At 42.2% G+C, this 24,867-nt stretch carries 20 protein-coding genes and 16 tRNA genes; 8 read left to right on the forward strand and 28 right to left on the reverse strand.

All coding sequences use genetic code 11. The features are described from left to right. Positions 1-1,302, reverse strand: a 1,302-nt coding sequence (locus AC622_RS16385; RefSeq protein ID WP_049673028.1) for an IS1182 family transposase, incomplete at its 3' end; no start/stop codon positions are given. 234 nt (positions 1,303-1,536) lie between these two features. Between AC622_RS16385 and AC622_RS16390 the strand changes: the two genes are divergently transcribed. Next, a complete protein-coding gene (locus tag AC622_RS16390; protein WP_049672045.1) occupies positions 1,537-2,604 on the forward strand; it encodes an ABC transporter permease in 1,068 nt (355 codons plus the stop codon). A 5-nt stretch (positions 2,605-2,609) separates the two neighbouring features. Then, the gene (locus AC622_RS16395; RefSeq protein ID WP_049672046.1) at positions 2,610-3,281 is read left to right on the forward strand and encodes an ABC transporter ATP-binding protein; all 672 of its coding nucleotides are present in this window, start codon (positions 2,610-2,612) and stop codon (positions 3,279-3,281) included. A 69-nt stretch (positions 3,282-3,350) separates the two neighbouring features. On the opposite strand, the gene chrA is transcribed toward AC622_RS16395, so the two are convergent. The 3 genes from chrA to AC622_RS16405 form a co-directional block, all read right to left on the reverse strand. Then, on the reverse strand, positions 3,351-4,547 hold the full coding sequence (gene chrA / locus AC622_RS16400) for a chromate efflux transporter (protein ID WP_049672047.1): 1,197 nt from the start codon (positions 4,545-4,547) through the stop codon (positions 3,351-3,353). Positions 4,548-4,801: 254 nt separating this feature from the next. Next, a complete protein-coding gene (locus tag AC622_RS21095; protein ID WP_156185651.1) occupies positions 4,802-4,939 on the reverse strand; it encodes a hypothetical protein in 138 nt (45 codons plus the stop codon). An 88-nt stretch (positions 4,940-5,027) separates the two neighbouring features. After that, positions 5,028-5,903: an NAD(P)-dependent oxidoreductase gene (locus AC622_RS16405; RefSeq protein WP_082197182.1), complete on the reverse strand. Its 876-nt coding sequence runs from the start codon at positions 5,901-5,903 to the stop codon at positions 5,028-5,030. Positions 5,904-6,097: 194 nt separating this feature from the next. Between AC622_RS16405 and AC622_RS16410 the strand changes: the two genes are divergently transcribed. Further along, on the forward strand, positions 6,098-6,781 hold the full coding sequence (locus tag AC622_RS16410) for a YoaK family protein (protein ID WP_049672049.1): 684 nt from the start codon (positions 6,098-6,100) through the stop codon (positions 6,779-6,781). Positions 6,782-6,833: 52 nt separating this feature from the next. On the opposite strand, the gene AC622_RS16415 is transcribed toward AC622_RS16410, so the two are convergent. After that, positions 6,834-7,733, reverse strand: coding sequence for a 3-hydroxyacyl-CoA dehydrogenase (locus AC622_RS16415; RefSeq protein WP_049673029.1), 900 nt, complete (start codon positions 7,731-7,733; stop codon positions 6,834-6,836). Between the two features lie 38 nt (positions 7,734-7,771). Beyond that, positions 7,772-8,518, reverse strand: coding sequence for an SDR family NAD(P)-dependent oxidoreductase (locus tag AC622_RS16420; RefSeq protein WP_053103776.1), 747 nt, complete (start codon positions 8,516-8,518; stop codon positions 7,772-7,774). Positions 8,519-8,866: 348 nt separating this feature from the next. Between AC622_RS16420 and AC622_RS16430 the strand changes: the two genes are divergently transcribed. Continuing rightward, entirely contained in the window at positions 8,867-10,033 is a 1,167-nt protein-coding gene (locus tag AC622_RS16430) for an IS256 family transposase (RefSeq protein ID WP_049672051.1), read from the forward strand. A gap of 288 nt (positions 10,034-10,321) precedes the next feature. On the opposite strand, the gene AC622_RS16435 is transcribed toward AC622_RS16430, so the two are convergent. The 5 genes from AC622_RS16435 to AC622_RS16450 form a co-directional block, all read right to left on the reverse strand. Continuing rightward, on the reverse strand, positions 10,322-11,818 hold the full coding sequence (locus AC622_RS16435) for a peptide MFS transporter (RefSeq protein ID WP_049672052.1): 1,497 nt from the start codon (positions 11,816-11,818) through the stop codon (positions 10,322-10,324). A 210-nt stretch (positions 11,819-12,028) separates the two neighbouring features. After that, a complete protein-coding gene (locus AC622_RS16440) occupies positions 12,029-13,318 on the reverse strand; it encodes an MFS transporter (protein WP_049672053.1) in 1,290 nt (429 codons plus the stop codon). A 207-nt stretch (positions 13,319-13,525) separates the two neighbouring features. Continuing rightward, a complete protein-coding gene (locus tag AC622_RS16445; RefSeq protein ID WP_049672054.1) occupies positions 13,526-14,131 on the reverse strand; it encodes a hypothetical protein in 606 nt (201 codons plus the stop codon). 189 nt (positions 14,132-14,320) lie between these two features. Continuing rightward, positions 14,321-14,485: a hypothetical protein gene (locus AC622_RS21100; protein WP_156185652.1), complete on the reverse strand. Its 165-nt coding sequence runs from the start codon at positions 14,483-14,485 to the stop codon at positions 14,321-14,323. 164 nt (positions 14,486-14,649) lie between these two features. Further along, positions 14,650-16,539, reverse strand: coding sequence for an FUSC family protein (locus AC622_RS16450; protein ID WP_049672055.1), 1,890 nt, complete (start codon positions 16,537-16,539; stop codon positions 14,650-14,652). Between the two features lie 332 nt (positions 16,540-16,871). On the opposite strand from AC622_RS16450, the gene AC622_RS16455 reads away from it, so the two are divergent. The 3 genes from AC622_RS16455 (at position 16,872) to AC622_RS16465 (ending at position 19,505) form a co-directional block, all read left to right on the forward strand. Beyond that, positions 16,872-17,297, forward strand: a complete 426-nt coding sequence (locus AC622_RS16455) for an excalibur calcium-binding domain-containing protein (protein WP_049672056.1) — start codon at positions 16,872-16,874, stop codon at positions 17,295-17,297. 28 nt (positions 17,298-17,325) lie between these two features. Beyond that, positions 17,326-17,904: a class D sortase gene (locus AC622_RS16460; protein ID WP_231589547.1), complete on the forward strand. Its 579-nt coding sequence runs from the start codon at positions 17,326-17,328 to the stop codon at positions 17,902-17,904. A gap of 299 nt (positions 17,905-18,203) precedes the next feature. Then, entirely contained in the window at positions 18,204-19,505 is a 1,302-nt protein-coding gene (locus tag AC622_RS16465) for an ATP-grasp domain-containing protein (protein WP_049672058.1), read from the forward strand. A 213-nt stretch (positions 19,506-19,718) separates the two neighbouring features. Here AC622_RS16465 and AC622_RS16470 read toward each other — a convergent pair. Both AC622_RS16470 and AC622_RS16475 read right to left on the reverse strand, forming a co-directional pair. Next, a tRNA-Leu gene (locus AC622_RS16470) sits at positions 19,719-19,800 on the reverse strand. Between the two features lie 173 nt (positions 19,801-19,973). After that, positions 19,974-21,017, reverse strand: coding sequence for a YheC/YheD family endospore coat-associated protein (locus AC622_RS16475; RefSeq protein WP_156185653.1), 1,044 nt, complete (start codon positions 21,015-21,017; stop codon positions 19,974-19,976). A gap of 483 nt (positions 21,018-21,500) precedes the next feature. Here AC622_RS16475 and AC622_RS16485 point away from each other — a divergent pair, with 483 nt between their 5' ends. Continuing rightward, positions 21,501-22,796 (forward strand): ATP-grasp domain-containing protein, encoded by a 1,296-nt coding sequence (locus tag AC622_RS16485; protein ID WP_082197184.1) that lies wholly within the window; start codon positions 21,501-21,503, stop codon positions 22,794-22,796. A gap of 449 nt (positions 22,797-23,245) precedes the next feature. Here AC622_RS16485 and AC622_RS16490 read toward each other — a convergent pair. From AC622_RS16490 to AC622_RS16560, 15 genes are all read right to left on the reverse strand, one after another. Next, positions 23,246-23,327 (reverse strand) — tRNA-Leu (locus tag AC622_RS16490). Positions 23,328-23,334: 7 nt separating this feature from the next. Next, positions 23,335-23,409 (reverse strand) — tRNA-Cys (locus AC622_RS16495). A gap of 15 nt (positions 23,410-23,424) precedes the next feature. After that, positions 23,425-23,499: transfer RNA gene (locus AC622_RS16500), tRNA-Gly, on the reverse strand. A 7-nt stretch (positions 23,500-23,506) separates the two neighbouring features. Continuing rightward, positions 23,507-23,581, reverse strand: a tRNA-Gln gene (locus AC622_RS16505). 9 nt (positions 23,582-23,590) lie between these two features. Further along, positions 23,591-23,666 (reverse strand) — tRNA-His (locus AC622_RS16510). Positions 23,667-23,671: 5 nt separating this feature from the next. Beyond that, a tRNA-Trp gene (locus tag AC622_RS16515) sits at positions 23,672-23,745 on the reverse strand. A gap of 8 nt (positions 23,746-23,753) precedes the next feature. Continuing rightward, a tRNA-Tyr gene (locus tag AC622_RS16520) sits at positions 23,754-23,837 on the reverse strand. Between the two features lie 11 nt (positions 23,838-23,848). Beyond that, positions 23,849-23,921: transfer RNA gene (locus AC622_RS16525), tRNA-Thr, on the reverse strand. Between the two features lie 54 nt (positions 23,922-23,975). Then, positions 23,976-24,051, reverse strand: a tRNA-Phe gene (locus AC622_RS16530). 14 nt (positions 24,052-24,065) lie between these two features. Next, positions 24,066-24,142: transfer RNA gene (locus AC622_RS16535), tRNA-Asp, on the reverse strand. 6 nt (positions 24,143-24,148) lie between these two features. Continuing rightward, positions 24,149-24,222: transfer RNA gene (locus tag AC622_RS16540), tRNA-Met, on the reverse strand. Positions 24,223-24,250: 28 nt separating this feature from the next. Then, a tRNA-Val gene (locus AC622_RS16545) sits at positions 24,251-24,326 on the reverse strand. Positions 24,327-24,333: 7 nt separating this feature from the next. Beyond that, positions 24,334-24,408, reverse strand: a tRNA-Glu gene (locus tag AC622_RS16550). 17 nt (positions 24,409-24,425) lie between these two features. Beyond that, positions 24,426-24,517: transfer RNA gene (locus AC622_RS16555), tRNA-Ser, on the reverse strand. 4 nt (positions 24,518-24,521) lie between these two features. Next, positions 24,522-24,596, reverse strand: a tRNA-Asn gene (locus AC622_RS16560). Positions 24,597-24,867: the final 271 nt, after the last annotated feature.

Consider the following 24,867-nt stretch of genomic DNA (forward strand, 5'->3'; position numbering starts at 1 on the left):
TTCTTTCGATTTCTCTTTAAAATACTCACTTTCTTGGAATTGTATCTGTTCCGTGTGTACATTTGATTTGATGCTTACGGAATAACTCTTGGTTTTGGCTCCTTCCTTATAGCACCCGTCTCTAAAAGGACAGACTTTACATTTTTCCACATCAAAATAATAGGTATCAACTTGATTTTTGCTGCCCCCTTTTTTTCCTTGCCGAGCCTTTCGTATGGCCATATGACCAGCTTTACAGACATACATTCCAGCGTCTTTATTAAAATCAAAAACATCTTCGCTTTTACGCGTCCCTTGCGTTACCGCTGGATTTAACTTAGCCACAAGCATCATTTCACTTTTATTCGCATACTCGATATTTCCCTTTTCAGAATAGGCGGCATCACCAATGACGGTTTGAATGTCCATGCCGGCTTTTTGACTCTTCTCAATCAGCGATTTCAATTGCTTTCCATCGTTCTTTTCGCCAGTTGTAATAACGGCGGCCGTAATAATACGTTCTTCGCTCATGGCAAGATGTGTTTTGTAACCGAAAAAGGAAGAGTCAGCTGATTTATGCCCAACTCGTGCGTCTGGATCCTTGGATAATTGGAGCTGGTCATTTATATCCTCAATGGTTTCCTTCAGTACATTTATTTTTTCCTTGACTTTAGGATACTCTTGTAGGACTTCATTCTTTTCAATCACCTCGATAAGCTTTTGGCTATAGCTCACCTCATCCTCTAAGACCTCTGTCTTGGACTTGGCTGGCAGTTGATTTTTTATCTGTTCATCCACTTGATAAACGGCTTTTCGAAGCAGCTTTGATTTCTCTGCCAACAGCTCTTTAGGCGTCTTTTGGTTATATCTAGCCTTGGAATGGGTGGAATCAACGATGATAGAATGGCTTTTAATGATTTCCTTTTCAATGGCGATTTCGACCGTTTTATTGATAAGCAAGTCCAAAAGATTAAGATCTTTTAAACGGAGCTTACGGAATTTCGTTAAAGAACTAGGATCTATGACATCATCCTCAGGAGACAGGTCTAAAAAATATTTGAACGACATATCGTACCGTGAGCGTTCCACGATGTCCACATCTGATAAGTCATAAATGGCTTTTAGCAATAGATACTTAAACATTCGGATGGGGTGAACGGCATTCCGTCCATTGTCATGACAATAATGGTCTTTCAGTTCATCATATACGAAGGAAAAATCAATAAGCTCATTGATTCTTCGAAGAATATTATCGTTAGGAACTATTAAATCGTAAAGAGCCGAATAAGGACTTAAGTTCATAGACAGTTGACGTTGAATCATCGTTACACCCACTTTTTTGTGATAAGGTAAGAATTCGACAAAAAAGCCCCTGTTCCTTCCATAGATTGAAGGAACAGGGGCTTTAGTAAGATTTAAGGACTTTTTCAGTGCCCTCCTAATTGCCAGGGTTATTTTTTTTCGAAAATTAGGATTGAATTATTTGCTAAAAGGGGAAATAAATTATACATTATCTATATATTACTTATATAAAAACATTAAAAGGGATGTGGACATATGTTTCTGGCTTGGAATGAAATGAAAAACAACAAGCTCAGATTTGCTCTAATTATCGGTGTACTAACACTTGTCTCGTACTTGGTCTTCTTCTTATCCGGCCTTGCTAATGGACTCGAGAATCTAAACAAGGAGGCCGTTGACAAATGGGAGGCAGAAGGGGTCATTCTGACAGATGAATCAGATATTAACCTCCCGCAATCCAGCTTTAAGCAGGATGAATATGACGGAAATGGCGCTTCTGAGACAGCTGTCTTAGGACAATTCAACTCCATCGCTACTTCAGGTGACAATAAGGCGAACGTGGCCATATTCGGCATTAAGGAAGATGAATTCATTATGCCTGATGTTATAGAAGGAGAAAGCTTCAACAAAACCGGCGAAGTCATCGCAGATGATTCTCTAAAGGACGAAGGATTTGAGGTCGGAGATGAACTTGAGCTCTCTTCCATTGATGAAACGTTAACGATTGTTGGGTTTACAGAGGATGCAAAATTCAATGCAGCACCCGTTCTCTACGGAACGATGGAGACATATCAGAAGGTTCGTTACGGAGAAGCAGCTGAAGCTAGCGAGGACTTGATCAATGCTTATGTAGTCCGTGCAGATAATCTTGATGAGATTACGGTTGATGATTCCTTGCAGCTTATATCAACACAATCATTCATTGAAAATATGCCTGGATACACGGAACAGAACTTAACACTCACCTTAATGATTTACTTTCTGTTCATCGTTTCAGCGGTTATTCTTGCTATCTTCCTTTATGTTTTAACGATTCAGAAGATTAGTATTTTCGGCGTCATGAAGGCACAGGGTATATCCAATCGGTATTTATCCAACTCTGTCATCGCGCAAACCTTCCTGCTTGCCCTATTCGGGGTTATTATCGGTTTCGGCTTAACCATTCTAACTGGTTTCTTCCTGCCAGCCGCTGTACCGGTAGCCTTTAATTATATGGATATGGCTCTTTATGCGGCTATCTTGATTGTCGTATCTGTCCTTGGAGCCCTATTCTCTGTGCAAACCATCGTTAAAATCGACCCATTGAAAGCAATAGGAGGTTAATGAGAATGGCATTACTAGAATTAAAGGATGTAAACAAGGTATTCAAATCAGGCAAATCTGAAATTGAGGCATTGAAGCCGACAAACTTTAAAGCTGAGGCCGGCGAGCTAATTGCCGTAATCGGCCCTTCCGGTTCAGGCAAAAGCACCTTTCTCACTATTGCCGGAGGACTTCAAACTCCAAGCAACGGCGATGTGCTTATAAACGGTCATAACTTAATCGATTTAAAAGAGAAGAAACGCGCCTCCATTCGACTGAAAGAGATTGGCTTTGTCCTTCAATCATCTAACCTTGTTCCTTTCCTGACCGTTCAACAGCAAATGAAGCTGTTAGATAAGGTCAAAAAGGATAATCTTAGAGAGAATCAGCTGGAGCAAATGTATGAATCTCTCGGCATTGGCGAGCTATTAAATAGCTTCCCATCAGACTTATCTGGAGGTCAGCGCCAGCGTGTTGCCATTGCGAAGGCACTCTATACAGACCCAAGCATTATTCTCGCTGATGAACCGACCGCCTCTCTCGATTCTGATCGTGCGTTTGAGGTAATGGATATGCTGAAGGATGCGACAAAGAAAAATAAAAAAACAACGATTGTCGTCACACATGATACCCGCCTGATTGACTACTGTGATAAGGTTTACAAGATTACAGACGGCCAGCTTAAGCTTGAAGCATAAGCTTTCATATAACAAGGGCACCTGCGATTTGCAGGTGCCCTTTGCTCATATCATATTCTCTTACTCTTTCTAATTCCAAAATTCTAATCCAATGCCGAGCAAGGCTCCAGCAACAACTACGCTCCAAGGAGGCAGCTTCCAATAGGCCAGCATGCTAAATAGAACAGCAGCTGCAGCAAAGTCCGCCGCATCTTTGATCGTGCTCGTCCAGATTGGCTGATAAAAGGCCGCAATCAAGATACCAACCACGGCAGCATTCACTCCCATAAATGCTCCCTTCATAGCTGGATTCTGCCGAATAACCGCCCAAAAAGGAAGAGTCCCTACAATCAGCAGGAAAGCCGGTAAAAATATGGCTGCTGTGGCCAGAAGCCCGCCTGCCCAGCCATTCATGACCGCTCCCAAATAAGCGGCAAAGGTGAATAAAGGTCCAGGTACAGCCTGAGCCGCTCCATACCCTGCCAAGAAAGACTCCTCACTGACCCAGCCAGATGGGACGACCTCTTGTTCAAGCAGCGGCAGGACGACATGCCCTCCGCCGAAAACAAGCGCTCCCGAACGATAAAAACTATCAAACACAGCAAGCCATTTAATAGAGAACGCCTCACTAAGCACAGGAAGCAGGAGGAGCAAGCCAAAGAATAGGATTAAACACGCTGCAGCAACCTTTCGAGATAAAGGAATTTCAAATGGAGCCTCATCCTCTTCTTTCTCCTGCTTAAACAGCATATATCCAGCTAATGCACCTAACGCAATGACAGCCACCTGTGTAAACGTCATCTCCCAAACCAGTGTGATGATTAAGGCAATGAGCGCGATTGCTTTCCTTTTCAAATCAGGTGTAAGCTTCTCCGCCATCCCTAAAATTGCATGGGCGACAACAGCTACAGCGACTAGCTTCAAGCCATGTATCCAGCCTGCTTCGCCGATATCCATCCCTTCCAGCAATAGGGCAAACAGAATCAGTGCAATGACAGAGGGGAGTGTAAATCCAATGAAAGAGGTTATCCCCCCTAATAAACCTCCTCTGACAATACCTATTCCAATGCCAACCTGACTGCTTGCAGGCCCAGGGAGAAATTGACATAATGCAACAAGCTCCGCATATCCCTTCTCATCAAGCCATTTACGCCTTTTCACATATTCCTCATGGAAATAGCCAAGATGGGCAATCGGCCCGCCAAATGAGGTGAAACCAAGCCTTGTTGAAACAATAAGAATCTCTAGTAATGCTTTTACGGAAATCCGTTTCCGTTCTGTCCGCATGCATCCCTTCCTCCTTCAATTTAGTACACGATTTTACTTGTTTAATAGGGTGTTAAAAAAATGTAGAATTTGCTGTGTGGTCTTAAGAGGAGTGTATGATCTGTCTACGGTGCCATCATACCATTATTCCCTCCGACAAAAAACGACCATGCTCAAGCCGAATCTCTGAGCATGGCCGCCGCCATTACATTTTTACAATGAGTTTCCTATGAACATGACGTTCCTTAAGCCTTCTCAAGCCTGCCGGAAGCTGTTCACACAGCAGAACCTCTTTGACCAACGTGTCCAGCTTTTGAGCTGCCCGATTCAATCATCTTATAATCCACTGGATTAAGGCCTGCTGCGGCAACCTTTACTAGTAATTCCCCTTTCCCTGGTGTGATATCTTCCACATCTCCATAGACTAGATAATCTATGCTTCCAGGCTTATCTATGTACCAAGCTTTTATTTAGTCCGCTCCCCTGTATTCTCATTGCTTTCTATCTATTATTTTTCCTTTTTAATTCGACGAAAACCGCTGCCATATCGGAATCACCTTCTCCGCTGTCACGCGCGGACATATAGGTATCCTTTGCTGCTTCAGCAAGCGGCAAGCTAACATCTAAGCGATGTGCCTGCTCATTAATCAGTCCTAAGTCCTTCGCCATTAATTTCAGCATAAAGGCGGCAGGGAATTCTTCCTTCTCATACATCTCTCTCTTGCCGGCAAATAAAGGTGTGGCCATAGCTGATTGAGAAATCATCTCCAGCACTTTTCCTCTCTCAAGACCTGCCTTCTCAGCTAATAATAAAGTCTCTCCAACCCCTTGACCGACAATCGCAAGCAAGAGATTGATTGAAAGCTTCGCGGCACTGCCCTTTCCATTCTTACCAAAATAAATAGTCTCTTTGCCCAGTACATCAAAGTACGGCTGGCATGCTTCTTTTGCCGACTCTGCTCCTCCGACAAGAATGACCAATTGACCCTCCTTAGCTGGACCGACGGAACCAGAGACTGGTGCATCCAGGTAAATGCCTCCCCTCTCAGTAACAAGCTGAGCAAATGAACGAGAATCCTCAGGGGAGATTGTACTCATATCAACAATCACCTTTCCAGGCAATAACCCTGCAAGAACTCCATCCTCCTTCGTCAGCACGTCCTTCACCGCGCTTGCGTCAGAGAGCATAATAAAGCTCACATCACATCGTTCGACCAATTCCTTTGCCGATGATTCTCTAATTGCTCCTTCTTTAACTAAAGAAGCCGTTTTCTCCACCGTTCGATTATAAACATGTATGCTATATCCTGCTTTAAGTAGATTCATAGCCATCAATTCACCCATTTGGCCAGTTCCTATCCATCCTATTGTTTGCAAGTAAACCACTCCCGTCTGTTCTGTCTGGATTCCTCTTTACTATATCATTACTGAGTACCTTGAAATCAAGATATATAAACATAATAATCACAGCTCCTCTTCTTCATTTGGAAACAATACGCATATTTCCTCGATTTCGGTAAAGAATGACATCATACGAAAAATGCCCATTCATGTAAAAAGGAGTTGCCACTATGCATCAATCTTTTCTTTTCCGTCTGAGACTCTCCTCGAATTCCTTGATTATGGGTATGCTCCTCGCCTTCGTCGGAGGATATTTAGATGCATACACCTATATCACGAGAGACGGTGTCTTCGCCACAGCCCAAACAGGAAACACCGTTCTTTTTGCCGTGAGGGCGGCAAGCCAGGAATACAGCGGTGCCATCCAGAATGTCCCTCCATTCCTTGCCTTTGTTGCCGGTGTACTTGTAGCAGAGCTTATTAAGGATAAGCTCAAGCCTCGTCACAGAGCTGTGCTTACTCTCGAATTCCTTATCTTATTCATTGTCGGTTTCCTCCCGGCAAGCATACCGAATATGATCATCACCATGGCCATTGCCTTCGTTTCTTCTCTTCAGATTGCCACATTCAATAAACTTGGCGATTGGAGCTATAACTCCACCATCACAACCGGAAATCTGCGAACAGCCGCCCAAGCATCCTATGGGGCATTCGTCAGTCATGATGAGGAATCAATGCGGAAATTCAAAGGCTTTACCGCTATTATTCTGTCCTTTATCAGCGGCACCTTAGTTGGAACATTCTTCAGTGACATCCTTGGGTATACAGCCATCTGGATTGCCGCAGGCATCATTCTGATTACAGTGATTTTGTATCATAGAAGAAAGGAAGCCGGCAGAGCGGCCCTTGCATAGAAAAGAGGAGAAAGCAGCTTTTGCTTCTCCTCTTTCTATCCTTTAAGAATGGTTAGGCTTTTAGAAAATCTGGATCCATAAAGCTTGGGTTAGGATACTTATAGAACCCTTCACCCGTCGCTGTTCCAAGCTTACCTTTATCAATATATTCTTCCTTCAGCATCGCAGCAAGCTTTTTATGCTCCTCGCTGCCGGTTACTGCCGCTTTTTGAGCCACGATATTATAGGCGGTCGTAATACCGACTACATCCAGAATGGCAAAAGGTCCTTTTGGTGCTCCAGTCGCAATCATCCATGTCTTATCGATTGTCTCCACATCAGATATCCCTCTTGCCAAAAGCATTTGTGCGGCATCAAGCAACGGCACTAGCAAGGAGTTCAAGATATAGCCTGGCTGCTCCTTATGCAGCGGAAGAGCGACCATGCCAATCGCTTGGGCAAATTCCATTACATCCTCAAACACACCCATCTCTGTACCTGGATGCTTCATAACCTCTGCCGTATTATTCTTCCAGATTTCATTTGCGAAATGAAGAGCCAGGAATTTCTCTGGACGTCCAGTTGCCTCAGCAAATTGACTTGGCAGCATGGTTGATGAATTGGTCGCAAAGATTGTCTTCTCAGGAGCTGCCTCCCCTAATTTTTGATAAAATTCTGTTTTAATTTGTGCAAGCTCCGGAATGGCTTCAATCACTAAGTCCGCATTGGCAACCGACTCTTTCAAATCAGCTGAATAGGCAATGCGTCCGTAAGCTGCGTCCACTTCCTCCTGAGCCGCTCCTAAATCATCCTGATAGCGGGATTTTAGTTTAGTCAGGCGTTCCTTCGCTTCGTTTAAGGCATTGTCATTAATATCGTAAACGGTTACATTAAATCCTTTGAAAGCTGTCTGATAAGCAATTTGACTTCCTAATACGCCGCTTCCTGCAATCGTAATGTTTTGATAGTTCATCATTTATTCTCATCCCTTTGGTCGATTATGAATCTTTATTATTGTAGTATTTGACCGCCTGCACAGTTAATGATTGAACCTGTGAGTAATTTCCCATTCTTCATAGCGAAAATCACGGCCTCTGCTACTTCTTCAGCTGTTGCCGCAATATTCGGAGGTGTAGTAGCCTGAATCGCTGCCCCGATTTCCTGATTCATCGTAACGCTGGCATTCTTCGAAATCGTCGTTTTCATATTATTTGGGGCAACCCCTACAGCATAGATGCCCACTCCCTGATAATCCTGCCCAATAGATTTGGTCAACCCAGCTAGAGCATGCTTAGAAGCTGAATAAACGCCATTGTAGGCCGTTGGTTTAAAGGAATTGGAGGAAACAGTATTCACGATAGTACCTCCCCCATTTTCGAGCATTACAGGAATCACATATTTTATGCCTAAGAAAGCTCCCTTTACATTGATGTTCATGATACGGTCATACTCTTCTGCGCCGTATTCATGTAATAAACGGAAAGGAACCATGATTCCCGCATTATTTAAAAACACATCAATTGTTCCAAATGCCGTTTTTGCTTCTTCCACATACTTCTTCACATCATCTTCATTTGATACATCCGCACGAACAAAGATTGCTTCAGCTCCTAAATCCTTCGCATCCTTTGTCGTTTGTGTCCCAGCATCCTCATTGAAATCCACTAACACTAAACGATAGCCTTCCTTGGCCAGTTTTAATGCAGTAGCTCTTCCCAAACCTGTTGCTGCACCCGTAATGACAACTACTTGATTCATATAAAGCATCTCCCTTCGATATCTTCATCAAAATATGTCTATCACTTTTCCCTACATATCTATTATACACCTGCACAGGTATATTCTACTAATATAGTAACCTGTCCTGAAATGACTATAGACACGTCATCAATACTAAAAATTCGCTCATCTCTTTTAATTTCCGCCCATACATTCATTTTTTCACCCATACTACGGCCTGTTCGCCCATAAACAATGTTTTTTGGATGATTCCCATCATAAAGGACGATTAAGTCCATATAATTGTGTAAAAAAAGAGAGTCATTTTATTCACTCTTGGCAACACTGTTTTCAGCTACGAAAAATTAGTGGAAAAGAGGAATATAAATGACTCAGTTACAGTTTAACCTTGATATGGACATTTTAAAAGAATCCGTTATTAATTCTAATCTAGATACTGTCATTAAATCGGCGGTTGTATTGGTCTTAAACGAGTACATGGAGAAAGAGAGAGATGAGTTCATCCAAGCCTCGGCTTATGAGCGCACCAACCAGCGACGTGATTTTCGAAACGGCTACTATGATCGTGAGTTGACGATGAGTATCGGCAAGCTTGAGTTGAGGGTTCCCAGAACTCGAAGTGGTGACTTCTCCCCTACGGTCTTCGAGAAATATGCTCGTTGTGACCAAGCCTTCATCTTATCCATGCTGGAAATGGTGATCAATGGAGTCTCTACCCGTAAGGTAACACATATCATCGAAAAGCTTTGCGGTGAAAGTGTCTCTAAATCATTTGTTTCTTCTCTTACTCAAAAGTTGGATCCCGTTGTGAACGAGTGGGCAAATAGACCATTAAATATGGATACTTATCCTTATCTTTTCGTGGATGCCATGTACATTAAAGTGCGGGAAAACCATCGGGTTGTATCAAAAGCTGTCTATATAGCGACAGCTATAACGGAGAAAAACAAAAGGGAAATCCTCGGCTTGAGCATAGATCATGTGGAAAGCTTCGAAAGTTGGTCGAGATTTTTCCAACAGCTTAAATCTCGTGGTCTCCAATCCCCAAAACTCGTGATTTCCGATGCACATCAGGGTTTACAGAAGGCCATCCAGCGTGAGTTCATTGGGACTAGCTGGCAAAGATGTAATGTCCATTTTAAGCGCAACATAATCGAGAAGCTTCCCAAAAAGAATTCGGAAGAAATACGGAGCATGATCAAGCGAGTATTCGGAGCTGTAAAAATAGAGGATAGCCGGCGTTTCAAGGAGGAATTAATGAAGCAATTTAGTGACGAACCTAAGTATGAAAAGGCCCTGGAAATACTTGATGATGGATATGAAGATACCATCCAATACATGAGTCATCCCGCGAAGATGCATCCTCATATCCGCAGTACAAACTCACTGGAACGACTAAATCAGGAAGTCCGCAGAAGAGAAAAGGTCATACGGATTTTTCCAAACACCCAATCTGCGTTTCGGTTAGTGGGAGCTGTTTTGATGCATTATCAAGAATCTAGCTATGACAAGAAAAAATCTCTTGGTAAATAGGTCTATTTTAAACTTCCATCCATGATGATTTCACAATCAGTGAAGGTAGTCAAAGGAAAGGACATCTTTGACAACCTTCACTGATTGTGAGCTAGGGAACCATGGAAGTTTCGCTCAAAAAAATGTAGGGGGAAACAACAAACCAATCAAACTAAGTTAGCGGAAAACAGTTGTTTTAGTAATTTACACAAAATTGAGGACTTGACTTAAAGGACGGCACTGACGATGTTTTTAACGTATTTCTCTACATAAAAAAGCCCCGGCAAAGCCGGGACCACATAAAACCTCTTATCGAATACCTTTCATCTTCCGTTGAATCATCGGAGAGATGACAAACATCAGGAATGCACACAATATGGCGAAACCGCCGATTGTGCCAAAGTAAAGCATTTCCGTTTCTGCCGTATACAATTTGACGATCTGCGAGTTCAAGGCCTGTGCTACCGCATTAGATAAGAACCAAAGACTCATCGTTTGGGCGGAAAAGGCAGCCGGTGCGAGCTTTGTTGTTGCAGACAATCCAACCGGTGACAGGCAAAGCTCCCCTAATGTAACGACCAAATAGCTTAAAATCAGCCAATAAGGACTTACAAGTGAATCCGTTCCGCTTAAGTATCCTGGAATCAGCATCACGATAAAGGAGAATCCCGCTAACAATAACCCAACCGCAAATTTCTGCGGTGTGGATGGCTGCCTGCTGCCAAGCCTTAACCACAGCCATGCGGCAACTGGTGCGAAAATGATGACGAACATGGCCGGCATCGCTTGCAGGACACCTGGTGGAATTTTCTGTCCAAGCAAGGTTAAATTCGTTCTCTCTAAAGCATAAATATTTAGAAGGTTAGCCCCTTGTTCGTAAATCGCCCAGAATAGAACGGAAGACAGGAATAATGGAATATACGCAAGCAACCGAGAGCGTTCATCCCCAGTCGTTTTCGGGCTTCTGTACATCGTGATAAAATAAACTACCGGTATAATCACGGCTGTAATGGTCACGAGTAAAATAAATCGGTCAATCGTCAGCCAATTAACAGCCGCCAACGCATAAAGAACAACCCCAGCTATTATCACGCCAGCAATGATAGAAATCGCATATTTCTTCTTCTCATCCCCTGCAAGCGGGTTTGGAACCTCATCCCCAAGATGACCGAGATTTTTTTTCTTTGTAATGACATAGACGATAAGCCCGACAAACATCCCTACAGCCGCTGCAGAGAATCCAGCATGGAAACTACCAAACTCATATCGTAATTTCTCGACCACAAACGGAGCCGTGAAGGCACCTAAGTTAATGCCCATATAGAAAATACTGAAGCCGGAATCGCGGCGCTGATCATTCTTTGTATACAGCTCACCGACAATGCTTGAAATATTCGGTTTAAGCAAGCCTGTACCAAGAATGATGAAAATCATACTGATAAAGAAGGCTTCCACACCGAATGGCAGGGATAAAACAATATGACCAACCATAATCAAAATACCGCCATAAAATACCGTTTGGCTTGTCCCTAACAATCGGTCTGCAATCCATCCTCCAATAATACCGGACAAATAGACAAGTGAACCATAAATCGCCACAATAGACATCGCGGTCGCCTGATCAAAGCCTAAACCGCCCTTTGTCACTTCTGCATATAAATAGAGAACCAAAATGGCCCTCATGCCATAATAAGAAAATCGCTCCCAAAACTCTGTAAAGAATAACGTAAATAGCCCCTTAGGATGCCCAAAAAACCCGGTGTTTGGAATCCCAGGAACTCCTGCTGTTTTGTTTTGGTTCTTCAAAAAATCCCTCTCCCTCTATAGTAATGGTACAAATACATTTATCCATTATAGTACAAATTGACGGATAAATCTAAATTGACACTCAAGTTCGATAAGAAAGGGCTATCCCTGCAAGTTTCTTCCTTCAAGCTTTTAGAAGAAAAGAGCAGACTAAAAGCCTGCCCCTTTCATTTGAATATAGTAATAATTTCTTGATGAAAACTAAAACGATTATGATTGTTTCAGGCGTGACCAAACAATCAGCGGAATGAGCAGTAAAGCAAAAAAGCCTCCCGCAAGTGAAAGCACAGCATAACTGGAACTTGCCATAACCATTCCCGAAAGCACTCCTCCAGAAGCCCCAGCTAAGGCAATCAAAACATCCACCGTCCCCTGAGTCCTTGCACGGCCTTCAGGTGTGGTTGAATCGACAATCAATGCCGTACCGCTGATTAAGCCAAAATTCCAGCCTAACCCAAGCAGACCCAGCGCAATCATAAGACCAGCCATTGAGCCTGCCGGTGCCATAGTAGCTGTCACACCTGCTGCTAATAATGTAACACCTGATGCGATTGCCATCACTGTCCGGCCAACCTTATCAACCAGAACACCTGTCACAAGAGAAGGTAAATACATGGCGCCTACATGAATCCCAATGACCAATCCGACCTGACTTAAATCATGTCCATGATGCTGCATATGCACCGGTGTCATCGTCATGATAGCCACCATAATAATTTGCGTGAGCACCATGACCCCAGCCCCCATCATGATCCCTTTCTTATTAGATAAAGGCTGTAGCTGCTGTTCAGATAAAGGACTGGATATTGTCCTTTCTTTCCGTTCAATCGCTCTTGCCACAATAAAGGGATCTGGGCGAAGAAAAATGAATAATACCAGCCCTGCCATCATATAGGCAGCCGCTGCCAGAATAAAGGGCCCCGCAAGAGCAGGCACTCCGATGGACGAGGCAATATCCCCCATCACCTCGACCAAATTAGGGCCGGCAACCGCTCCAAATGTCGTGAAAACCATCGCAATACTCACGGCCGTTGCCCTCTGTTTAGGCGCAGCTAAATCTGTACCAGCATAACGAGCCTGCAAATTCGTTGCTGTACCAAAACCATAGATTAATAAGGAAACACACAATACCCAAATATTATCCATCATCGCCGCAATAATGACGCCAGCGGCACCTAGACCGCCGGCTGCAAATCCGGTGGCTAACCCAAGACGCCTTCCATACCGTTCTGAAAGCCTTCCGACTAGAAAAGCCGCCAAAGCTGAACCAAGCGTAAACAACGCAGTCGGCAACCCCGTAAAGCTGTCAGTCCCTAACATATCCTGCGCTAAAAGGGCTCCAACCGTAATGCCAGCCGCCAATCCAGCGCCACCGAATATTTGAGAAAAGACAACAATGATCAGCGTCTTTCGATAGAGCGTTCGCTGTCTTTCTGGAGAGCTAACATAACTTTGCAGATAATCCACTTGAAATTTAGATTGATCCATCTTTCTTACCATATAGTACCTCACAATAACCAAAGAATATTAAAATCGCCGTCAAATCATGAAAAGTCTATAGCAGACTAACCACTAGTTTGATTGTCTCTTTCTTCCATTCATTTAGCAATACTCATGAAGAACTTAATAACACTCCTATTCAGCCGAGTAACGCCAATCGTGAATCAATAAAAAGAGCCCATCCAGTAGATAGGCCCTCTCTCAAACTTACTTTTTCTCTGTCTTCACCTTCAGCAAAAATCCTGTTCGATCTTCCTTGATCATCTTCTCTACTTCATTCTTATCTTTTAGATTATAGCTTTGAATATGAGAGTCTTTAGAAATCCGATAAGCTCCCAGTATATACGTTTTACCTAATTCCAATTCAATCTTTTCAGCATCGACAGCTTTTTCCCATCCGTATGCAGAGCCTGAGTAATCAAGTTCTATCTCTTCCGACTTTCCTGATACCCCAGGTCCGTAGACTACAACTATCGCTTTTTTTTCATCATAATGGACAATCCCCATACCTAGATGGCCCTTTTCGCTCTTCTCAGGACTTTCCCTAAAAGAAATGCCCCCTGCTTGCTCTGTACCCATCTTCCCATCCTTATATTGCTCCGTCCAGATGGTCACCTCAGTCTCATCCGCGTCGGCCCATGTGAGATCAAAATCAAGTACCTCTCCAAGGTGTAAATCCTTGAATGTCTTTACATACTCCGAATTCTCATTAAGCTTAACAGTCGTCCTCCCGCTTGCCTCTGACACATTACACCCAGAAATCACACCTGCTAACAACAGCAACCCAATTAAAACAAACCAGTTCTTCTTCAATAGACTCCCCCCTGCCATTCGTTATTCGCACATATCCATGATGATTTCCTTTATATATTCCCTACTAAGTATTGATAGTCCTTTTTCAGTTAGGAAAAACATCTGCAAACTCCCCGCCAAATACTTGCGTTCAATCCCATTAAATAAAAAAGGATCACAGACAATTATGCCTGCAATCCTTCAACCCCTTTACGGAATCATCCCGCGTATAATAAACAAAATCACGATAATCAGCATCGTAATCAATACTGCTGCTAAAATACCAAAGAGCCTTCCCCGTTCTCGCCCTCTTCCTTTTCTTGTCAAAAAGAAATAAACGAGGAGGAAGATTGCCACGTAAAGAATAATATCCAAAATCATCATCCTCCTTCCAAGCGTTAAGCAATTTCACCAAAGATGTGAATATACAACTTATACCCTTCTTTCTGAAGATAATCGTCTATTTCCGTCAAAATAATCCATCAGTAAGTTTGATGTATACAAAAAGAGCCCTCATCACACATGAGAGCCCTTTGTCATTATTCGAAACAAGCCTGTCTTCTAAACCCTTTATAAATTCGCAAAGCATCCTTTAACAATACGTATTCCTCAAGGGATTTGGAAAGGTAAAGCCGTTCATATAAACGGCTTACCTGCTCATTTATCCCTTCCTCCTCTGAACGAAAAATCGTATCGAGTTCTTCAAATATTTCCCCAAACAGCTGGACATCCACATCCTCCTTCTGCATTCGTAAGAACACTTCATAGATTGCATGATTCAAACGGCGTTGAGCAGCAAGAAATCCATCCATTTCACTAACCTTAAGCATTTGATTATTCGAACGGATTCTTTCCTCCATTAAGGTTGAAGCAGCAAACAAATGATTGATTGTGTGGGCATTATTTCTTTCGTTTAAATAAATATAAACCTCGCGCAGCAATTCCTGAGAAACCTTTTTATAATCCTCCATTAAGTCTCTTGTCCCCTTCTCAATCCCATGCGGCAGGATAAAACGATTGGCAAGCATGCCAATCCCTATTCCAATGAGTACAAGGACAATTCTCCTCATTGTCAGAACAGTTGGATCTCCTGATGTGAGTGCAGCCGATCCAAGAGCAGAGATGGTAACCGTCAAAACGACATTTCGGTATTCTACCGCATAGCTATTCAAATAGCCGGCCAGCATAACCAAGAACGTTCGCATGGTCGTATCCTGAAAAATATTGAATGCCACAATAAAGATTGCTGCCCCCATAAAAGTTCCAATCAATCGTTCCTTAAAGCGATATTTTGCCGCCTCATAATAAGGCTGCGTAACAGAAAAAATCGTGAATATTATCCAGCGTCCTTCATGAATATTGAAATAATCAACCATAAAAGCAGCTGCTGTGATGGTCATTCCCAAACGCAACGCGTATGTAAATCTAGCTGAATCTCGATTAATATCCTTAATTAATTGATAACCGTTCCGATGTCCCTCTGGAATTCCAATCACCTTTTCTACCTTGTTCAGCTCAGAAGGCTTACTCGTATGGAGGTACACCAGTAGTTCACGCAATAGCGTTAATGTACTGATGATTTCCACTATGTAGGCAGTGCCATAGTCCTCAAGGGCTTTATTTAAGCGATTCAATGAATCATCAGACAAGCCTGTCCCATGCTTCATATAATCCTTCATCTGCCCCAATTCAAGCTCCAATGCCTTTAAGACTTCGTCTGGGCAGTCATGAACATCCGCACGACTTAACATCAAATGCAGCTTTTCAAGACAGACAGAAATCTTCAATCGAACTCTGCCCTCATGAGTCAGATAATAACCCTTGATTCTTCGGAAATAAATCACCTTCCTGAACTCATTGATGTCTGATTGAATAGCGGCATCCAGCTCTTGATCTGACTGGTGGTCACGAATCCGGTAGATCTTTTCCTGTAAATGATCACAAACCTGCAGAAAATAGCGATTACCCCGTTTAGATAATTTCCTCCTGTTAAACAACCATTGCACCAGCATGATAAAGATGGCTCCAGCAGCCAAGGAAGAAAGCCTTAATGGGAAATCCTCCAGCGGTACCGGATTGGTCAGCAGAAACAAATATTGCAGCCCGACCGCAATATGGATAGGTCCTTTAATGTTCGAAGTAAAAAAGTATCCAACCATAAACATTGCGAAGAAGTTAATCGGCAGCCCTATCCATGGGTTCATGACAGCCAGCTGACTGAAAACCCCCTGGGATAAATTAAACGCCAAAAGCAGCAATAAACTCTTCCACGGAGACACAGTAAAGTCCCTCTGTAAATACATAAGCATAGCTACTACTGTCGTAACCCCAATCAGCACATTCTCCTGTCCAAAGACAGTCTCAAAGCCTGTCACAAACAAGAGCACAAAGATAAATATCATGGTTTTCGATATGATCAACTGCTTCATCTTTTCCCATCCTTAATTCACTAATTGTTATATTAGAATATTAAAAAATAGTATACCCTATTATGGACAAAGAAAAAAAGAAGCTGTGAGATGGCTGGCTATCAATAAAGATTCATCCTGCCATACACACCATCGGAAAACCCGACAAAAACAAGACAAGAAACTTGTCCAACTTTCGACATAATTTCCGATTGGTTCAAACCTACTGTTGAATAGGATAAAATAACTGAATATTCAAAACAAGAGGTGTATCGTTTGAAAATCTATGGCAATTCATCTCATAATATGACTGGAATAAAATTTCCAATTTCGACAGAATGGAGCTGATGTACATGAAGAAGTTGTTTGCAGGCATGATGGCAGTAGGTTTCTTGTTGGCTGGTCAAAGCGCTTATGTATTTGCAGAGGATGATCGAAATTGTGGAGACTTTTCCAGCAAGGAAGAAGTGATGGCATTCTGGTATGAGAATGGGTACAGTGCTAACAATGACCCTCATGACTTAGATCGTGATAATGATGGGTTGCCATGCGAAACGAACAAAGGTGAATATGATGCATATGTTGCATCTAGAGAAGAAGAAAAAGATGAAGGAGCTGCAGCTGATTCTCCAGCAGGCACAGATTCCGAATCTACTCAAACAGAGGGAGAAGCATTGCCTGATACAGCCACTGATAATGTTACCATGATGGCCGTCGGTGCTGCACTCGCTGCTGCAGGCGGTATCCTCGCACTTAGAAAAACCAAATCAAAGGCATAAGAATGGCCTCCTTAGCATGGGGTGAATCGTGGCTAGTAGAATCGCAGGTATAGTACTATTGATTGCAGGCATATACACAGTGTTGACGAATTTTGGCAGCTGGCAGGAAAGCCGTGCTTCTATAACACCATTAACGAAACAGGAGATGCAGAATTATGAATCTCAGCAAGCTCAGCCCGCCAAGATAGATACGGCAGCCTCCCAGGAATATGAGCAAGGAGAAGAAGTCGCCACCTTGATCATCCCAAAAATCCAGCAAAAGTTCACGGTTTACTGGGGAACAGATGAAAACACATTGGGTAAAGGGGTCGGCATGTTTGCAAGCAGCCTGACTACCACACCAGGCCAAGGACACACAGTTCTAAGCGGTCACCGAGACACAGTCTTTGCCGGCCTTGAACAATTAGAGACAGGCGACAAACTAATTGTGAGCTATGAAGAACAGCCATACACGTATATCATCGAAAAAATCTGGATTACCGATGAGGATGACCGGACCGTCATTGTCGAAAAGAAGGAACCGACACTGACCCTCACAACCTGTTATCCCTTCACCTACGTCGGGAACGCCCCTGATCGCTATATATTGCAAGGAAAGCTCCTCTAAAAGGAGCTTTCTCTATGAATAAACCCTATATAGGGGTACCGTTCTTTGTCTCCAAATTGTTGCATCTTCTTTCTACATCTAACTGTTCTCCGTCAGTTGATATTCAATCCCTTATTCTTATTGCCTTGTCTCCTGAGCATTTCCGAATGGCTGAATCCCCCATTTGTTTAGTCTCCGAATATTCTGCTCCTTCCACAGGATATTGACCCGCACCACTTTTCGTTTTTATCAATACATTAATCAGAAGGACACAAGAATTTAATCATGTTCCATAAAAGACAAAAAGGAGACTGGCCTATTTGAAGACCGTTGTGTTTATAGAGACTGCTAAATCAGGCTCAAGCAGAGAAGCTATTCAAGCTGCAGATGAACTTGGTTATTATACAGTGTTGTTCACTAAGCGTTCCTCCTTTCTAGAGAACCCGAGCGAGTTTCAAGATGTACACTATATGAGACTGGTTAATTTAGATAATATTCATGAGCTTCGTAGAGAAATTCAATTACTACGAGAGAAAGGATTAATCATTGAATCGATTATTAGTTTTATGGATTCATATTGCTATGTCGCTTCTTTATTAGCTGAAGAGTATCAAGTCAATCCTTTTAGTACTGAGGCTATTGGAAATATGAAAAACAAGCTATACTCACGAAAGATGTTAGCGCAAAGCCCCTTTGTACCAAAATACTGGGTACTCAATAATGAATCATCTATAGATGATTACTTAAGTGATATGGCACCTAACTTTCCACTAATAATGAAATCACCTCAATCAACCAGCTCTAAGGATGTTTTTCAAGTAAATGACGATAACCAGCTGCTGCAGGGGCAGCGTGCACTTCTTAAGAAATTTCCAGACCAGCCTTTTATTATTGAGGAATATTTACCTGAACCTCAGTATCTCGTAGAATCAGTTGTCGTTGCTGGTAAAGTAAACATCGTCGCCATTTTCAGGCAGGATATCCAGCACCAAAAACGGTTTATTGTAACAGGTTACAGCCTGCTGCTCGATTCCAATGAAGAATTGTACAAGTCAATCACCTCTGCTGTAGAAGACATCATTAAATTACATGGATTAACAAATGGGCCTTGTCATTTGGAGCTTAGACAAAAGAATGATACATGGAAGCTAATCGAAGTTAATCCAAGGATATCCGCAGGTGCCATGAACGAAATGATTGTTGCCGGGTATGGGATTAATCTAGTAAAGGAAACATTGAAATTAGCCCTTGGAAGAGAGCCGGATTTTACAAAAATATTTGAGAAACATCTCTTTACTCAATATATAACCATAGAAGATAGTGGTGTATTAGAGAAAGTTACCGGACAAAATCGTGCAAAGCGATCTCCAGGCGTGCTTAACGTTTATGTAAGACCGCAAAAAGATGCTTATCTTCACCCGCCCTTATCCATGGGCCATCGATACGGCTATGTAATGGCAACAGGAGAAACAGAGGCAGAAGCTATCCAAAACGCGAAGAATGCAGCCGCAGAAATTCAATTCTCCCTTCTGCCTATCGATAATGCTGAAGAAGAGCGATTTGATCGTAGTCTTGATGCATATACCTACGATGAGCCAGATAAGAGTCAATCATCAGAATGACAGTAAGTTCAGCCGCAAAAAACAGTAAAGTTAATATAACTTATTCGTAAAAACTAAAAATGTAAACTATGGCATGATTCTCTTATTTATTTGATGAGAACCTTCAACTTCTCTGTGTTATTAAGGCAATAGGTAAGACAGAATAAAAAAAGACTCTCAACCGAATTAGTTGAGAGTCTTTTCCCATAAGGCTTGGCAACACCTTATGCTGGATACCGGTGGTCGGGGTCGAACCGACACTCCCGAAGGAACACGATTTTGAGTCGTGCGCGTCTGCCAATTCCGCCACACCGGCATAAGTTGAACGATTTGTTCAATGGATTAAATGAAAAATCCTTATATTAATATACCGATAAAAAGGTCAAATGTCAATATCATTTTTCAAAGAAATGAAAGGTTAGCCAAATCGGTAAATACTGACTATATTGACTAACCCACCAGCTATCGGCCAAATTACCAATCGTAGTTTTATCCCACTTGATGTTTTCTCGCTAAGTACATGCAATATTGAATCATGTTTTTAACTACATCCATTTCCAAATAAAAGGTAGGCGGGCAGCCTGGCCGCCAGTTTACTTCATAAATCCATATTTTCCCGCTATCATCAAGACCGACATCTATACCTAATTCATCGATGACTTCATTGAATGTATTGATTTGGATATCATCCATATGATGTGCTAATTGGAGTGAAAAGACCTCTAAATACCGTTTAATATTAAAATACTCATCACCATACTCCTGTTTTAAGAATGGTACTAAATAATTCATGGAGCCTCCGCTATTAATATTTGAAACGATTGTTCCGCTTGCCCCTATTCTAGGGTAGACCGAGGTAATTACCCACTTTCCTTCTCCATTCTTTTGTACATGTAGGCGAAAGTCATAAGCTTGTCCATTCTTTGTTTTACATAATATATATGGTTGAACGATGTAAGTCTTTTTATCAATTTCCTCCGTCAATAAATCTCTAAGTTCATCGTAGGTCATCTTGATTGTCTTTGTACCCTTCAGTACCCAAAATTCATTTCCCACTCGTTCAATCATCAGAATTCCTTCTCCCTTTCTTCCATTCTTCGGTTTAACGACAACTCTTCTGTAGGTACCAATGTACTGAAATAACACATTGATATCCACTAAAGTTTCCGAGGGAATTAAGTATCGGGAGAATTGTTCTGCCTTTTTTAACCTCTCATATACCCGCATCTTATTACCTATAGAATGACTTGTAAATGGAATAGTGTCTTTTAATTTATCAATAATCTCTTTACTATTTGCAAGCTTGACCGGGCTTCCAGCATTATAAATGACATCTGGAAATGCAGTGACTCTTTCCACCCATTCTCCATTTTCAAATACCCAGCCACGAATAGTGGAATCCTCAAATTGCACCCTGCGAGGGGAGAAATAGACGAACTCAGCACCTTCCGCTTGCGCTATTGCGGCATAGGCATAAGATTTAATTACCTTACGTGGATCTCGTCTATGATGAAGCATACCAATCCTTATCAAATTCAAACACCTCTTACATACGAATTCTGATACTTAATCCAAATCAGAATACGCAACAACAGCTTTAAAGGTAACGGCTCCAATCCAATAAGAAGAATAATCCCCTAAAAATAGCTGTTTCTCAAGGAACTGACTGTATACATCCCTTCAACAATCACTTGAACATTTCAACAGAAAGAAGTGAATAGATCAGTTTTAGCTGCATTATTCAAGAGGTGCTGTTCCCTTCCTTAGGTAGCGGCGAATATACCAACGGAAGAAAAGTATGTTAAATACTATTTTGAACTGAATTATTTCTATCCTGACAATATCTTCGTTAAATAGCCGTGTCATATTGTTAGCCTTTAGCCTTAAAAAAAGGAAATCACCTTTATTTAAAGGTTTATGGCCCACACAAATCCCACCTTTTATTAATACATTATTAGGACCGACCAAGTACAATCAATCTCGTTCCTTCATGGACTTAAAAGGAGTCTGGACATTTTGAAAACCGTCGTTTTTATAGAGACTGCCAAATCAGGTTCAAGCAGAGAAGCTATTCAAGCTGCAGAAAGGCTTGGTTACTTTACAGTGTTATTCACTAAGCGTTCCTCCTTTCTAGAAAAACGAAGCGAATTTCATGATGTGCATTATATGAGATTAGTGGATTTAGATAATATTAAAGAGATTCGTAAGGAAATACAAATACTTCTGGATAAAGGATTAATGATTGAGTCAATTATCAGCTTTGTAGATCCTTATTGCTATACGGCTTCCTTATTGGCAAAAGAGCATCAAGTGAATCATTTCAGCACTGAAGCTATTAGAAAAAATGAAAACAAGCTATACTCACGTGAGATGTTAGCATCAAGTCCCTATGCACCAAAGTACTGGGTATTAAACAAAGACTCCTCTTTAGATGAATATTTAAACGAACTTCTACCTAATTTTCCATTAATGATGAAATCTCCGCAATCAACTGGCTCTAAGGATGTATTCCAAGTAAACGACAAGAAACAGCTAATCAAGGGGTATAGTGCACTGCTCAATAAATTTCCAAACGATCCTGTTATTATTGAAGAATATTTGTCAGAACCTCAGTATCTAGTAGAAGCAGTAGTGGTTGCTGGTAAGGTACACATCATTGCGATTTTTAAGCAGGATATTCAGCAGCAAAAAAGATTTATTGTAACAGGTTACAATTTGATGCTAAATCCAAATTATGAATTTCACCGAAAAATTAAATCTGCTGTATTAGGAATCATAAAACTGCATGGACTAACAAATGGACCATGCCATTTGGAATTAAGACAAAAGAATGATAAATGGAAGTTAATCGAAATTAACCCAAGGATATCTGGAGCAGGAATGAACCGAATGATATTAGGGGGATATGGGATTAATCTTGTGGAAGAAACATTGAAAATGGCATTAGGAATAAAGCCGGATTTCACTAAAAAATTTAGAAAACACATCTATAGTCAATATGTAACCGTGGAGGAACAAGGAATACTAGAAAGCGTTACAGGAAAAAATCGTGCCAAACGATCACAAGGTGTACTCTATGTATATGTTAAACCTCGAAAAGGGACTTATCTATACCCTCCTCTATCCATGGGCCACCGATACGCCTATGTGATTGCTACGGGGGACTCGGAAGAAGAAGCCATTCGAAACAGCAAAAACGCAGCTTCTGCCATACAATTTTCTCTTTTGCCAATTGATGAAGAAGATGAGAATACCCTTATTAGAGAAGTTGATGCATACAACTTAGATGAACAGGAGAAAGACAATAGTTGATTTAAACTGTGCTTATACAACCCTATTACTATTGAATAGTTCATGCAACTATGCGATCTAACAATATGACATAGATTTAAAACACTTATCCCGAAGCATTGGAATAAGTGTTTTTAACATTAAAATAAATGTCTAGTTATCATATAATGCCGCAGGGCATAAAACTAGGTTAGCTGCTTGTGATCGACATACACAAAGACATATGACCGGCTTAGCCATTACCGATAAAACAACAACTCTAGTACTATATGTGTGCTAGAATCATTCAAGAAGATAACTAAGGCCCTCATTTCTCATTTGGTCATTAAACCGGGCAATGTAAAGTCAAGATTGCCATTCTCCTTTTCAACTTGCTGCCCAACAATTAGTACAGAACCATAAAAAAGGTCCATAGCATAAAATGCTATGGACCTTAATGTGGTTTGACAGTTTGGCACACTGTCATCTGATACCGGTGGTCGGGGTCGAACCGACACTCCTCACGGAACACGATTTTGAGTCGTGCGCGTCTGCCAATTCCGCCACACCGGCATAATTATGGAGGCGGCAACCGGATTCGAACCGGTGAATAAAGGTTTTGCAGACCTTGGCCTTACCACTTGGCTATGCCGCCAATGATTAAGTTGTTTGGAGCGGAAGACGGGATTCGAACCCGCGACCCCCACCTTGGCAAGGTGGTGTTCTACCACTGAACTACTTCCGCATTTAAATGGCTGGGCTAGCAGGATTCGAACCTACGAATGACGGAGTCAAAGTCCGTTGCCTTACCACTTGGCTATAGCCCAAAGTTTTAATGGGGCGGCTGATGGGAATCGAACCCACGAATGTCGGAACCACAATCCGATGCGTTAACCACTTCGCCACAGCCGCCATATTGGCAGGGGCAGTAGGAATTGAACCCACACTGGAGGTTTTGGAGACCTCTGTTCTACCTTTAAACTATGCCCCTATTATGAATGGTGGAGGGGGGCAGATTCGAACTGCCGAACCCGAAGGAGCGGATTTACAGTCCGCCGCGTTTAGCCACTTCGCTACCCCTCCGATATTAAGAGTGCCGGCAAGAGGACTTGAACCCCCAACCTACTGATTACAAGTCAGTTGCTCTACCAATTGAGCTACACCGGCATGACATGTTAGATTAAGTTATATCATAGTATTTATTGAAAGGTTAATTCAAAATGGTGGCTCAGGACGGAATCGAACCGCCGACACAAGGATTTTCAGTCCTTTGCTCTACCGACTGAGCTACTGAGCCATCATTTATGTAAATGGCGGTCCGGACGGGACTCGAACCCGCGACCTCCTGCGTGACAGGCAGGCATTCTAACCAACTGAACTACCGGACCATATTATTGCGGGGACAGGATTTGAACCTGCGACCTTCGGGTTATGAGCCCGACGAGCTACCAGACTGCTCCACCCCGCGCCAATGGGAATGTGATACTAAAATTTTGTGGTGGAGGATGACGGGATCGAACCGCCGACCCTCTGCTTGTAAGGCAGATGCTCTCCCAGCTGAGCTAATCCTCCATTTAAGTGGTGACCCCTACGGGATTCGAACCCGTGTTACCGCCGTGAAAGGGCGGTGTCTTAACCGCTTGACCAAGGGGCCGATTATGAAGTTAATAATGGCGGAGAGCAAGGGATTCGAACCCTTGAGACAGCGTTGACCGTCTACACGATTTCCAATCGTGCTCCTTCGACCTCTCGGACAGCTCTCCATTATGGCTCCGCAGGTAGGATTCGAACCTACGACCGTTCGGTTAACAGCCGAATGCTCTACCACTGAGCTACTGCGGAATAATCATATTATCATCTGGATCGGTTCATTTAAATATCTGCATTTCTTTTGAAACAACTTTGATATTTTCATTTTCTTTACCAGACTTCTTCGTCAGCGACATTTATTATTTTAACATCGTTTCTGACTTTAGTCAAGAGTTTTTTAACTTTTTTCACTCTCTCAAAACTGGATAATGTTTGTTTGGCATATGCGTTTGTTCTTGGTTAAGTCCTCGAACGATTAGTATCCGTCAGCTCCATGTGTCGCCACACTTCCACCTCGGACCTA

This window comes from Bacillus sp. FJAT-27916 (genome assembly GCF_001183965.1).
GTDB lineage: Bacteria > Bacillota > Bacilli > Bacillales > Pradoshiaceae > Pradoshia.